Here is a 12,178-nt window from a genome sequence, read left to right on the forward strand (position 1 = left end):
TGTGGTTGCGGTAAGGTTGTTTTTTGCCACGTTCTTGTTTGCCACGATCCTTTTGTGCGCAGGCAGAGCAGAGTCCCATTTCAATCTCAACCAAAATGTACGTATTCATCATGTGGCTCACTCAGAAGATGGGTTAGATATCTATTTACGCCTTCCGATGCCCTATTTGGTCGCGGAACTGGTCGGTCCCGAAGGTTCGGACGGTTTGCCCGATCCCGCTCCGTACACATACAATCAGATCGAAGATGGTGTGCTCATGCACTACCTGGATCAGGCCGCATTTCACAAAGACCCGTCCGGTTTGGCTCGTATTGCTGAAAACGGCTTTTCGCTATCTATCGGCGGTCGCCGACAAATAGCAGAAATAGTTTCGATAATACTACGCCCGTTGGGGCAAGAATCTGGATTTGCCACGCTTAGTGAGGCCCGTTCGGCACTTGCGCAAAGAGACAATTTCCCAACGCCTGAAGAAATTTATGTAGGCGAGGTGATGGTGGACGTACATCTGCGCTTTCCTACGGGAGAGGTAGGTGCCTACAGTATGTCTTACACTTCTGATCCGGGGCTTCCTGGACAAGAAGAAACGGCAAACCTGATCCTCGACTACAATGGGCAAGATGTTCGGACGTTTCGCGCACGGGGTCTAATGCATTCCCCGGTTGATGTCTCCGGATCAGCGACCGCAGCCGCTTCGACCTTTTTTGTTGAGGGAATTCGGCATATTTTGGAAGGTCCCGATCACGTTCTTTTTGTGCTTTGCATGATCATCGGTGCCTTGAATTTGCACAGCCTTCTCGCCCGCGTCACAGGCTTTACCTTGGGCCACACGGTGACTCTGATTTTGGGATTTTTTGGCTTCGCGCCGAGCGGAGCATGGTTCATCCCAACTGTCGAATTGGCAATAGCACTTTCGATAATCTACGCCGCTGCAATGGCTGTTTGGCCGCCAGAGAAAGGACATGGCGATCTGAAGGCATTTGCCATCACGTCGGGCATTGGGTTGCTACACGGGTTTGGGTTCTCTTTCATGTTGCACCAAATTCTACGTGTTGATGCGCCGAACGTTTGGCACAGCTTGTTGGCCTTCAACGTTGGAGTAGAGGCGGGACAAGTCATGATCGTTCTATTGGTCTGGCCATTGGTGCTGTTGTTGCGCAAACAACCAGGCCGTATCTGGGTCGGATCTCGCGCGATAGTTGCCGCATGTGCAAGTCTGGTAGCTATGGTTTGGGTAGTGGAGCGGGCAGAGTTTTTTCTCTGATACTTGTTAGGTTAATCTTGCGCTGATTTGTACAGTAAGCAAATCTTCAATTAGACTTGTTGAACGTCAACTTTATCCGCAGAGTGGTTGTTCGACGTGAGCCAAGCGAATGTCCACTTTGTTAAGCTAAGCAATATCAAAACTCACAATTCAGAAATTCCTTTCGGTGCCTACGGACAACCTCATAAAGAGGCTTGGCTCAGGTCGAACGACTGCCATGCGGACTTTGCGGGCATCCGCATCATTACTCCGAAGGACCGCAATAAGCCTTAAGCGGACATTCACAACTAGACTTTGCAGGTTCTGGAAGAAACCCGAGCGCAATCTGCCCGCATCTTCACGCTGGAAGAAAAAGGAATTTGCGCTCCAGCACGCGGCGACGAAGCGCGTGCTGCAGTCCATCAATGTCCGCTTACAAGAAAATCAGGTGCAAAACGCGTCAGCTGTCACCCAAATTGTCACCCAAACGCAAAAACGCGCTTCGCGTTGAACGCGTGAAATACGATAAGCATCTGTTTTTTTGTAATTTAAGTGGTGCCCGGGGGCGGAATCGAACCACCGACACGAGGATTTTCAATCCACTGCTCTACCCCTGAGCTACCCGGGCACGGGAACGGCTGCTGCCGTTGGGTGGAGGCGTTCTATGACTTGCCACTGGCAGTGTCCAGAGCCTTTTTTACATTTTTTCAATGCGGACGCGAATGAGCGGTTTCTTCGCCCTCAACATCGGCCTCAACGTCTTCCTCCCTCTGAGACGGGACCGCATATGAACCGTTCAACCACTTGGCAAGGTCCAGATCGGCACAACGTTTTGAGCAAAACGGGCGGTACGCCTGAACAGTGTCTTCAGCACAAATCGGACAGGTCATTTCAGCACCTCGCTCAGCGGCAACCGAGCCCGTCTGCGCTGCAATTCAAAATGCCCTAGCGGCGTCCAGCCTGCCAGTGTGGTTTCGATCGGGTCGGTCTTGAAGGCCGAGCGTAGCGCGGATTCGAATCCTCTGCGGTCCTTCTTGGGCATCGGCGCCAGGTCAAGCGTGATCTGCCCTCCTAAACCCCGCACACGCAAGGCGCGGGCAAGCGCTTTGGCGCAGGCAAAGTTGGCCTTCGTACCCGCCGCCAGAGATGTATCGGCACCAGTGTTAACATCGACGGCGACCAATGCGCGTGTAGGCTGAATGTAGAGGCGCCCTCCGCCAGACAAAGGCTCAGAGATACCGCGGGCCGTGTCCAATGCCTCCAGCACGCCATGGGTGCCGAAACTACCTGCGCGGGTTTCGACCTCGGCCGGGTCGGTCCAGTCACGCCAGGCCAGAACATGAGGCCCGTCGCCTTCAAGCAGCAGTTCCGGCTCGGTTCCGGGGTCATTCACGACAGCGTCCGCGTGGGCCAGCATGGTGCTGATATCTTCAGCAATCTCACCCGCATCCTCACCCGCGCAGCACGAGCGCAGGATCAGGCCGTAATCGCTGCCTTCCATCACCTCGTGCGCGACCTCAAGCAGGCGGTCACGCTCATCCTCATCGCGGATCGAGCGCGAGATGTTCAGGCCCGGCGCGTCGGGGGTGACAATCGCATAACGGCTTTTGAACAGGACACGATCGGTCACGGGCAGGGCTTTGCCCGGCTCGGCATAGCCAGTCACCTGCACCAGCAGCAGCGCACCGGGGGCAAGCCCCTTGACCTGCCGCAGAAACGCGGGGCCGTCGGGCGTGGACAGGAACATGCCGCCCTGCCCTTTTACGGGCCGATCTGCGCGAGCACGGTAGATTGTGCCCGGTGCAGGCGCATCGGCGGCGATCAGGAAATCATCCAACTTGCCGTCGACCATCAACGCGGCCGCCTCGCGATCGTTGATGTGATCCAGAACGATAGTGCGACCCTTCATGAGACCTCACGATATAGGGGATAGCCGATGCCTTGCAAAAGGGCGGCGGTTTCAGACAGGGGCAGACCCACGATACCGGTGAACGAGCCCGAAATCCACGGGATGAACGCGCCAGCGGGGCCTTGGATAGCGTATGCGCCCGCCTTTCCTTGCCAGTCTCCTGTCGCCAGATAGGCGTTGATCTCAACATCCGATAGACGTTTGACCTTGACCTGTGAGACCACGTCGCGTTGCAGCACCCGATCCCCGCGTCGCACCGCGACCGAGGTAATTACCCGGTGGCGACGCCCGGACAGGGCGTGCAGAAACTCGGCCGCTTGGCCTGCATTTTCGGGCTTGCCCAGAATACGACGACCCAGCGCCACGGTGGTATCCGCACACAGCGTGATATCGTCGCCATCCGCTTGCACCGCCTGCACTTTTTCGCGCGTGATGCGGCTGCAATATGGAACCGGAAGTTCGCCCTTCAGGGGCGTTTCGTCGATGTCAGGGGGGCGGATCGCATCGGGCTGCACGCCAAGCTGGGCCAACAGGTCCAGCCGCCTAGGGCTGCCCGATCCGAGGATAAACGCCATGAGAAAAGGCGTTACTTGAAACGGTAGTTGATCCGACCCTTGGTCAGATCATAGGGGGTCATCTCGACCTGAACTTTGTCGCCAGCCAGAACACGGATGCGGTTCTTGCGCATCTTGCCTGCCGTATGTGCGATGATCTCATGGCCGTTTTCCAGCTCGACCCGAAACGTCGCATTAGGCAGGAGTTCCTTCACGACACCGGGAAATTCGAGCGTATCTTCCTTGGCCATGTTGTCTCCACATTTACGTTGCACTCGCAGAATCTGCGAGGATGTGCGCTTAAATGAGCCTATTTCGGGCTTATTTCAAGGCCGGAATCACGAAAGAGCAGAGATTGTGACCGATTCGACTCGGGGCGTTTGCTCATCCCAATGGGTTCGGTTCAGCACATGGCCATCAGCGCGGACCTCGGCAATAGCCGACAGGTCGATATCGGCGTAGGTCCAGCCGGGTTGGTTCAACTGTCCTTCGGCCAATACGCCGGTGCCGGGAAACCCTTTATCGGGCGGGCAGAAGATGCCGCCAGTGCCAGTGTTCATATCCACGGCCTCGGACCACCCGTTGCTGCCGACCAGCGACGCCATAACCGTCACGCATTGGTTTTCCAGCGCGCGCGCCATCGCGCCGATCCGCACCCGCCAATAGCCCGAGAGTGCCTCGGTGCATGAAGGTACAAGGATCAGGTCCGCGTCACTCAGCGCGCGACCCAGCAAGGGGAATTCGCTGTCATAGCAGATCAGAACACCGATCTTGCCCAGCTTGGTGTCGAACAGTTTCAACGGGCCGCCGGGGGCGATATCCCAAGCCTCACGCTCGAACCGGGTCATGATTTGCTTGTCTTGGTGATCCTGCTGGCCATCGGGCGCATAAAGCGCCGCTCGGTTCACCGGGCGGCCCTGCCCATCCACAACCGGAGCGGACGCGCCCAGGATACAAGTGCCATATTCCCGCGCCAGCCGTTGATGTAGGGCCTGCGCATCGACCATCCGATCCGACACGGCGCGGATCGAACGTTCCAGATCGCCTGCCACATCGGTCCCTTCCAACGTCGACAGCTCCATCGCGCCATATTCGGGAAAGACCAGCAACTCGGCCCCCTGCCCGGCGGCCTCGGCCACCCAGCGGTTCAGCTTGTCCTCATACTGCGCCCAACTGTCGAGCCAGTCGAGGTCATAGGCGGCGGTTGCGACTTTCATGGGCTGCGTCCTTCAGCATTGGATTGGCGTGACCCTAGGACAGGATCGCGCGATATGTATAGACCAGACGGGAAAGTGAATTGGCTTACCGATCCAGACTTGGTTCAATAGGGTCAGGAGGATCACCATGCAAAACCCCGAAAGCTTCGAAAAGTTCTATTTCGCCAAGGTCGGTATGGGCGAGGCCTGCGGCTGCGCCGAGCGTGTAATTGACGTGTTCGAATTCAATCGCAAAGGCGGGGCACAGACAAAATCCGAGGTTAGACTGGAAAAACCCAAACGCCGGTCCTTTCGCGGATGGGCGGTGAAGTACGGCCTTCTCAGCCGCAAAAAGACACACTGACACCGAAAGGCGCAGCTACGCGTTCAGATCCCTGATCCAGAACTGCAACGGTTTCTGCGTCTCACCGTCTTCTCCGATATCCTTCCACGAAAACTGTGCCACGACACCGGGTAAGGGTTCATACCCGCGTGCCCGCCAGAACGCATCCAAAGGCCTATAGCTTTCTGGTCGCATCGGATGGTCGACAGGGCGCTGCACACTGCAAAAGGCGCATTTCGTAAAGCCCAAAGCGCGCGCATGGGCTTCGCGTTGATCGAAGAATTTATGACCAACACCCTGCCCCCGGTAGTCCGGCAGCAGAACAGATTCGGCGCAATAGAAAACATCCGACAAACCCACACCTGACCCGTCAAAGGCCGCAGCAAAATCTTCGGCATGATCGGCCAGCGGCGCGCCGGTCGAGGCCCCGATCAGACGGTCGCCGTCAAAGGCCCCTACCACGATGGATCGGGCACTGTCGCGGTAGGCTTGCAGGTATTTCCGCTCATAGCCCAGATCCCCATCATAGAGATAGGGCCAAGCGTGAAACACCTTGATGCGCAACCGGGCCACATCGTCCAGCGCGGCCTCAAGCGCCGCTCCGGTCAGGGGGTGGACCGCTGAGACCTTAGCCATTCGAGACCTGCTTGGTCCAGTCAGCCAGATTGTAGAAGGTAGTGACCCGGGTGATTTTCCCGTCCTTCAGGTCAAAGAACGACCCGGCGGGCAGACGGTAGGTTTGACCATGCGCCTCGGGCAGGCCTTCGTCTGTTTCAAGATAGGTGCCGTTCACGATGAACTCGGCCGCAGCACGGGTTCCACCTTCGGCGTCGAACACCACGATATCGGTCAGGTTCTCGCGGTAGCAGCGGTTCATATGGGCGCAGAAGGCGGAAAATTTCTCTTTGCCCACACGAATCTGCCCTTCATTCACGTGATGGGCAATGTCATCGGACAGGCAGGCCAACATGCCATCGACATCGCCTGCATTGAAGGCATCGAAATAGGTTTTCACGGTCTGGTTCATGGTCACTCCGTCGGTTCGCCCCAGCGGTCCTTCAGATGTTTGATGATCTGATCGCGGGTCTGTCGGTAGTGAGTTAGCTTGTCTTCGCGACTTTCGCCCAGCCCAGTAGGGTCCATTATTGGCCAATAATCGACATCCAGATGAAAAATACGGGTCAAATCCAACGCTCGCCTTTGGCTGGCGGGTGACAACGCGACGATCAGGTCGAACGAGCTGAGGTCATCGCCCCATTCCTGCATCTCGTCGAAGGAACGCGACCTGTGTCGCGAAAGCTCAACGCCGATTTCCTGGCAGACGGCGACGCAGAAACCGTCGATCTCCAGATCGTTATGGACACCGGCAGATTGCACATAGGTACCGGTGCCGTAGAACTTTTTCATGATGCCTTCGGCCATCGGGGACCGAACCGAGTTGTGGTCGCAACAGAACAGAATGGACTGCGGCAGAGACGTCACCCGTCAGCCCCCAAAGTGCAATACGCAAATCAGCGTGAACAGGCGGCGGGCTGTATCGGTGTCCACTTCGGCCTTGCCATCAAGCCTTTCCTGCAGGACCCGGCTGCCTTCGTTATGTATGCCGCGCCGCGCCATGTCGATGGTTTCGATCTGACTGGGCGGCAACGACTTCACCGCATCAAAATAGCTTTCGCAAATCTGGAAATAGTCTTTGACCACTTGCTTGAAGGGCCCCAGCGAAAGGTGAAACTCGGCCGCCTTTTCTTCGGCCTCAGTGGCAACGTCAAAAACCAACCGTTTGTCGCGGATCGACAACTGCAGGTGGTAGGGGCCATCAGGCACGACACGGTCATCGCGTTTGGGCAGCGCGAAGCTGTTGTCCTCAAGCAGATCATAGATCGCGACCTTGCGCTCCTGTTCGATCTCAGGCGTCGGCGGAGGCAGGTTTCGGTCGTCCAGTTCGATATGCGAAATACGGGTCATGGGTGTCTGGTCCATAAGGGTTGAGACAGCCATATCGTAAGAAAAGTGAATGGGCAACGCGCAGAAAATCGGTCTATGCCAATTCGTCACAAAGGATGTTTGGCGGGGTCAATCCCGTGCTTTGACAGGAGGGTATCGACCAAAGACCCCCGGTTGATCTCCATTTCACGAAACATCTTTCGGAACCACGAACCAAAGAAATGGATCGACATTTTGTTTTGCCACTCCAAAAAATCGAGCTTTGACATATCCGGTTCATTCCACAACCTGCGATGCCTTAAAGGCACGGCGTACAGCTCGGTTCGGGCCGAATTCATCTCGTGTTCTGGCGAGCCATAAAGGCAATGGAAAAAAAGTGGTGGTCCCAGGGTCGACAATGGGAGGCTCCAATATGAGGAACGGCCGTAGAGTTCGCGATACACCCTCTGATGATCCTCCGACCACCAGAATGGAACAAGATCGCTTTCAAAGGCAAACCGACACATCTTTTGCAGCGCAGAACTGTCGCGTGGCAACGCGACAACGCCGTTCATCATGCGCTGCCGCGCCAAATTCGCTTTTGGAAAAAGATATCCTGTGTTGGTTTCGAATGGCCGAAGGGCATAGGCATCCGCATCGACCCAGATATAGTCGGTCTGTTGCATGAGCTTTAGACGAAAAAGATCGGCATGAACGGCAACTGATCGCGTGATCGGGTCACGGTAGATTTCAGAAACATCAAAGATTTCCCGCGCATCACGCGCTTCGACGTAGTCTGGAATGTCTTCAAGCTCGCCATAGTGGTAAACAATGGGCGTCTGGTCGACATCCGCAAAGGACTTCAGGCAAAGGTGCTCCAGATAGCTGAACCGCTTGCCTATCCACAGTGTTGCTACACGTTCCAAACTTACTTCTTCCGACGTTGTCACGTCAGCAAGACGCCTCCGTTCCGCGAGTAAGATCAAGACCTTTTGTTTAATGAATGGGAATGGCGCAGGGCGTTGTGACCCTCAAACCATAGCCACTTAGTCGTTCAAACGTTTCAATCTTGCAGCGACCGACAAGCCATGTGCCTCAAGGCTTTCCGATTTCGCAAGTTGTTCGGCCGCAGGGCCTATGGCCCGCAGCGCAGCAGGTGTCATCTGGCTGAGTGTCGTGCGTTTCAGAAAGTCCATCACGCTCAGCCCCGAAGAAAACCGCGCCGAGCGCGCCGTGGGCAGAACATGGTTGGGACCCCCTACATAATCGCCGATGGCCTCAGGAGTGTATTGACCCAGAAAAATTGCGCCCGCGTGAACGGTTTTCTTGCTAAGCGCCACAGGGTCGCCCACGCAAAGCTCAAGATGTTCCGGAGCGATCCGGTTGGACAGGGCTGCTGCCTCGTCCAGATCACGCACAGTGATCACCGCACCAAAATCACGCCAGCTGGGGCCGGCTATTGCGCGGCGTTGTAATGTCTCAAGCCGCTTGTCCACGGCCTCGGCCACCGCCTGCCCGAACGCCGCATCGTCGGTGATCAGGATCGACTGTGCACTTTCGTCATGTTCGGCCTGACTCAGCAAATCCAGCGCGATCCAGTCTGGGTCGTTGTCCTTGTCGGCGATGACCAGAATCTCGGACGGGCCCGCAATCATGTCGATGCCCACCTTGCCGAACACCCGCCGCTTTGCCGCCGCGACAAAGGCGTTGCCGGGACCTGTAATCTTGTCCACCGGCGCGACGGAATCAGTACCGTAAGCCAGCGCTGCAATCGCCTGAGCACCACCGATACGATAGATCGTATCCACACCTGAAAGCTGCGCCGCCAGCAGGACAAGCGGGTTCACCACCCCGTCGGGCGTCGGCACCGTGATGGCTAGGCTTTCGACCCCTGCCACCTTGGCCGGAATCGCATTCATCAAAACCGAGGACGGGTAAGACGCCAGCCCGCCGGGCACATAAAGCCCCGCAGCAGACACCGCCGACCAGCGCCAGCCCAAAGTCGCCCCGGCTTCATCCGTCCATTCGTGATCCTCGGGCAACTGCTTTTCGTGATAGGCGCGGATACGCGCGGCGGCCAGCTCCAGCGCGGCGCGATCCTCATCCGAGACCTTCGCCACCGCAGCTGCGACTTCTTCGGCAGAAAAGGCCAGAGTGTCAGGCGTCAACTCAAGCCGGTCGAATTTCGCGGTCAGCTCGATCACCGCAGCATCACCCCGATTGCGAACATCTTCGATGATCTCAGCCACAATCACGTCTACATCCGGGCTGTCCTCGCGTTTTGCTGACAACAACGCCTGAAAGGCGAGCTCGAACTCGGGCGAGGTCGTATCAAGGAAAACGGGCATGAGCAGGCACTCCGAACGGGATTTTACCGGGACATATCGCCCGCAGCAGATGGTCTCAACCCTTCGTCGGGTGGGTGCAACGATTTGCGCATAGGATAATGTCGCATTCCGCACCAATGTTCGGGCGCAGCCGCATCCTGCCAACCATATCGGCGATAGAATGCACGCGCTGTTGCGGTGGCGTTCAGATGCGCAATTGTGCAGCCTTGCTGCGCAAGCTCGTGCTCCATTCGAACCAGCAGGGCCAACCCGACACCGCGCCGAACATAGGCCGGATCGACATACAACGACGCGATTTCCGACCCGAAGCGCAGAGCCCCGACGCCCGAGACTTGGCCGTCCATTTCGGCCAACCAAAGTTCGGTTCCCGATTGCAACCAGCGTCGGATCGTCTGGGGGTCTTTGTTTGCACTCCACGCCGCCAGCAGATCGGGATCTTTCCGATGATCTGCTGCACCAAGGTACGTAATCGACCGGATCAAAACCTGACTGATCTGAAAAACGTCGAACACGGTCGCCGGACGCAAAACCAGACCCGTTGAGGGTCCGGCAAAGGCTTGTGCTATGCCCCGTTTATTCCGGATGATGCGGAGCCTGACCAGAAGGCGCCTGATAGGGCCGGGTCACATCCTTGAGGGTGACGTCCAGAGCCTCGACCGTCAAACGGATCGCTCCGTCCCCGGCCAGCGTCAAAACAATATGACCGGCGCCTTCTTCGCCGGGCTCGAAATCAACCGACAGCAGGGACATAACCATATCCTTGTCGCTGCGGTCCACCCCCTGGCTGGCAACCGACAGGACGGAATCGAAAACAAGCAGCGCTTGGACCCGTTCAAACGGACGGTCGCGTTGGCTCGCAGCATCTTTGTCTTCCCAGCGGAACCGGTTCAGCAAAAGACCAAATCGACGCTCCGACGGACGCCATGTCATCTCGGTGATGGGGAACACCGCGTCCTGCGTCAGGGTCGAAATCACCTGAAGGTCATCCGCATCCTCTGCCCCCAGGTTCAGCGGGGCCTCACGACCGTCGTGGAAACTTGCATCTGTCATTACTGGCCCTTGATCCGTTCAATCTTTGCACCCACGCCTTCCAGCTTGCGCACCACATGTTCATATCCCCGGTCCAAATGATAGACCCGGCTTACAGTCGTCTCACCTTCGGCCGCCAAACCGGCCAGAATCAACGAGACCGAGGCGCGAAGATCCGTCGCCATCACCGGTGCACCTTTCAGACGCCCGACACCCGTAACCGTAGCGGTACCGCCATGGACCTCGATATTGGCCCCCATACGTACCAGTTCAGGAGCGTGCATAAACCGATTCTCGAAAATCCGCTCTTCAAGAACGGACACGCCTTCGGCAGTGCACATCAGCGCCATCATCTGCGCCTGCAAATCGGTCGGAAATCCGGGGAAGGGTTCGGTGACAACATCGACAGACCGTACGCGTCCGTTCTTGCGCGCAACTTTCAGCCCGTTTGCGGTTTCAGTGACCTCAATGCCTGCGGCATTCAGCTTAGCGGCGAAAGAGTCGACAAGAGACATCCGGCCGCCCAGTAGTTCAACCTCGCCGCCACAGATCGCCGGTGCCAACATATAAGTGCCCAGTTCGATCCGATCCGTTACAACCTGATGGGTCGCACCGTGCAACCGGTCGACGCCTTGAATTTCGATTGTCGAAGTCCCTTCGCCCGAGATCTGCGCACCCATCTTCCGCAGGCACTCTACCAGATCGACGATCTCGGGCTCACGCGCGGCGTTTTTCAGCACGGTGGTGCCTTTGGCCAGCGTGGCAGCCATGACGATGTTCTCGGTCGCGCCGACAGAGGCAAACCGCATCTCATGCACGGCCCCTTTCAACCCACCCGACGTTTTGGCGTGCAGATACCCGTCCTTCAACTCGATCTCAGCGCCCAGCGCCTCAAGTCCCTCGACATGCAGATCCATAGGTCGCGCACCAATCGCGCAGCCGCCGGGCAACGAGACCACGGCCTCACCAAAGCGCGCCAGCAGCGGACCAAGCACCAGATTCGAGGCGCGCATCTTGCGCACTATCTCGTAATCAGCGGTATGGCTGGTCAGGTTGTGGCTGGACATGGCCAGCACTTGTCCGTCCTGCAGCGCCGACACTTCGGCCCCCAGCGATTGCAGCAAAGCAGTCATCGTCTTGATGTCGCTCAGCCGGGGTGCGTTTGTCAGCGTCAGCGGCTCTTCGCTTAGCAGCGTCGCTGGCATAAGCGTCAGACATGCGTTCTTGGCCCCCGCAATCGGTATCTGACCGTTCAACGGACCATTGCCCGTAACCAGAATCGAATCCATGTGCTCTTATCCCTCGTCCTTGTCGGTCTTCTCTCCGGATATCGCCCGCGCCTTGGCTTGCGCCTTACGTCGCGCCATGTTCGCCTTAAGCGCAGCCTTCAGTCGCTCCTCGCGCGGATCGCCGGATTTGCCGTGTTTTTTTGGTGTATCTTTGTCTGCCATGATCTTTCTCTACAGGAGGCGAAAAAAACCGTCCAGACACCCTTGCGCCGCGTTTCGTTTGAGTCTAATCACCCGCCCACAGCGCTGCTGTAGCTCAGAGGTAGAGCACTCCCTTGGTAAGGGAGAGGTCGAGAGTTCAATTCTCTCCAGCAGCACCACCTTACAGTACAATATGTAGATGTGCG

Annotated in this window: 17 protein-coding genes and 2 tRNA genes; 3 read left to right on the forward strand and 16 right to left on the reverse strand. The window is 57.2% G+C overall.

What is annotated here, in order from left to right; genetic code table 11:
• Nucleotides 1-16 precede the first annotated feature (16 nt).
• The gene (locus tag GOW48_RS03525) at nucleotides 17-1,261 is read left to right on the forward strand and encodes a HupE/UreJ family protein (RefSeq protein WP_170756372.1); all 1,245 of its coding nucleotides are present in this window, start codon (nucleotides 17-19) and stop codon (nucleotides 1,259-1,261) included.
• Between the two features lie 532 nt (nucleotides 1,262-1,793).
• Here the strand turns inward: GOW48_RS03525 and GOW48_RS03530 are convergent.
• The 6 genes from GOW48_RS03530 to GOW48_RS03555 form a co-directional block, all read right to left on the reverse strand.
• Nucleotides 1,794-1,868, reverse strand: a tRNA-Phe gene (locus GOW48_RS03530).
• Between the two features lie 79 nt (nucleotides 1,869-1,947).
• Nucleotides 1,948-2,130, reverse strand: a complete 183-nt coding sequence (locus tag GOW48_RS03535) for a DNA gyrase inhibitor YacG (protein ID WP_170751457.1) — start codon at nucleotides 2,128-2,130, stop codon at nucleotides 1,948-1,950.
• Entirely contained in the window at nucleotides 2,127-3,149 is a 1,023-nt protein-coding gene (locus GOW48_RS03540; RefSeq protein WP_170751459.1) for a ribonuclease E/G, read from the reverse strand. The genes GOW48_RS03535 and GOW48_RS03540 overlap by 4 nt, the downstream gene beginning before the upstream one ends.
• Nucleotides 3,146-3,724 (reverse strand): Maf family protein, encoded by a 579-nt coding sequence (locus GOW48_RS03545; RefSeq protein WP_170751460.1) that lies wholly within the window; start codon nucleotides 3,722-3,724, stop codon nucleotides 3,146-3,148. Before GOW48_RS03545 ends, GOW48_RS03540 begins: the two co-directional genes overlap by 4 nt.
• An 11-nt stretch (nucleotides 3,725-3,735) precedes the next feature.
• A complete protein-coding gene (gene infA, locus GOW48_RS03550) occupies nucleotides 3,736-3,954 on the reverse strand; it encodes a translation initiation factor IF-1 (RefSeq protein ID WP_005978431.1) in 219 nt (72 codons plus the stop codon).
• Between the two features lie 87 nt (nucleotides 3,955-4,041).
• Nucleotides 4,042-4,920, reverse strand: coding sequence for a carbon-nitrogen hydrolase family protein (locus tag GOW48_RS03555; protein ID WP_170751462.1), 879 nt, complete (start codon nucleotides 4,918-4,920; stop codon nucleotides 4,042-4,044).
• 127 nt (nucleotides 4,921-5,047) lie between these two features.
• Between GOW48_RS03555 and GOW48_RS03560 the strand changes: the two genes are divergently transcribed.
• Nucleotides 5,048-5,263: a hypothetical protein gene (locus GOW48_RS03560; RefSeq protein WP_170751465.1), complete on the forward strand. Its 216-nt coding sequence runs from the start codon at nucleotides 5,048-5,050 to the stop codon at nucleotides 5,261-5,263.
• Nucleotides 5,264-5,278: 15 nt separating this feature from the next.
• On the opposite strand, the gene GOW48_RS03565 is transcribed toward GOW48_RS03560, so the two are convergent.
• From GOW48_RS03565 to GOW48_RS03610, 10 genes are all read right to left on the reverse strand, one after another.
• Nucleotides 5,279-5,878: a GNAT family N-acetyltransferase gene (locus GOW48_RS03565; protein ID WP_170751467.1), complete on the reverse strand. Its 600-nt coding sequence runs from the start codon at nucleotides 5,876-5,878 to the stop codon at nucleotides 5,279-5,281.
• The gene (locus tag GOW48_RS03570) at nucleotides 5,871-6,269 is read right to left on the reverse strand and encodes a ketosteroid isomerase-related protein (RefSeq protein ID WP_170751469.1); all 399 of its coding nucleotides are present in this window, start codon (nucleotides 6,267-6,269) and stop codon (nucleotides 5,871-5,873) included. Before GOW48_RS03570 ends, GOW48_RS03565 begins: the two co-directional genes overlap by 8 nt.
• A gap of 2 nt (nucleotides 6,270-6,271) precedes the next feature.
• The gene (locus GOW48_RS03575; protein WP_170353273.1) at nucleotides 6,272-6,724 is read right to left on the reverse strand and encodes an arsenate-mycothiol transferase ArsC; all 453 of its coding nucleotides are present in this window, start codon (nucleotides 6,722-6,724) and stop codon (nucleotides 6,272-6,274) included.
• Nucleotides 6,725-6,727: 3 nt separating this feature from the next.
• The gene (locus GOW48_RS03580) at nucleotides 6,728-7,207 is read right to left on the reverse strand and encodes a UPF0262 family protein (RefSeq protein ID WP_170353926.1); all 480 of its coding nucleotides are present in this window, start codon (nucleotides 7,205-7,207) and stop codon (nucleotides 6,728-6,730) included.
• Between the two features lie 86 nt (nucleotides 7,208-7,293).
• Entirely contained in the window at nucleotides 7,294-8,091 is a 798-nt protein-coding gene (locus tag GOW48_RS03585) for a hypothetical protein (RefSeq protein WP_170756373.1), read from the reverse strand.
• A 120-nt stretch (nucleotides 8,092-8,211) separates the two neighbouring features.
• Nucleotides 8,212-9,513, reverse strand: coding sequence for a histidinol dehydrogenase (hisD, locus tag GOW48_RS03590; protein ID WP_170751473.1), 1,302 nt, complete (start codon nucleotides 9,511-9,513; stop codon nucleotides 8,212-8,214).
• Between the two features lie 23 nt (nucleotides 9,514-9,536).
• Nucleotides 9,537-10,040, reverse strand: coding sequence for a GNAT family N-acetyltransferase (locus tag GOW48_RS03595; protein ID WP_234899362.1), 504 nt, complete (start codon nucleotides 10,038-10,040; stop codon nucleotides 9,537-9,539).
• A 46-nt stretch (nucleotides 10,041-10,086) separates the two neighbouring features.
• Complete coding sequence (locus GOW48_RS03600) at nucleotides 10,087-10,563, reverse strand: DUF2948 family protein (protein ID WP_170751474.1); 477 nt, start codon at nucleotides 10,561-10,563, stop codon at nucleotides 10,087-10,089.
• Nucleotides 10,563-11,831 carry a UDP-N-acetylglucosamine 1-carboxyvinyltransferase gene (gene murA, locus GOW48_RS03605; RefSeq protein WP_170751477.1) on the reverse strand — a complete coding sequence of 423 codons (1,269 nt, stop codon included), beginning with the start codon at nucleotides 11,829-11,831 and terminating at the stop codon, nucleotides 10,563-10,565. Before murA ends, GOW48_RS03600 begins: the two co-directional genes overlap by 1 nt.
• Nucleotides 11,832-11,837: 6 nt before the next feature.
• Entirely contained in the window at nucleotides 11,838-11,993 is a 156-nt protein-coding gene (locus tag GOW48_RS03610) for a hypothetical protein (RefSeq protein ID WP_170751479.1), read from the reverse strand.
• Nucleotides 11,994-12,076: 83 nt separating this feature from the next.
• Here GOW48_RS03610 and GOW48_RS03615 point away from each other — a divergent pair.
• Nucleotides 12,077-12,151, forward strand: a tRNA-Thr gene (locus GOW48_RS03615).
• The last annotated feature ends 27 nt before the right edge of the window (nucleotides 12,152-12,178 follow it).

The sequence above is a fragment of the Ruegeria lacuscaerulensis genome (genome assembly GCF_013033355.1).
Taxonomy (GTDB): Bacteria; Pseudomonadota; Alphaproteobacteria; order Rhodobacterales; family Rhodobacteraceae; genus Ruegeria; species Ruegeria lacuscaerulensis_A.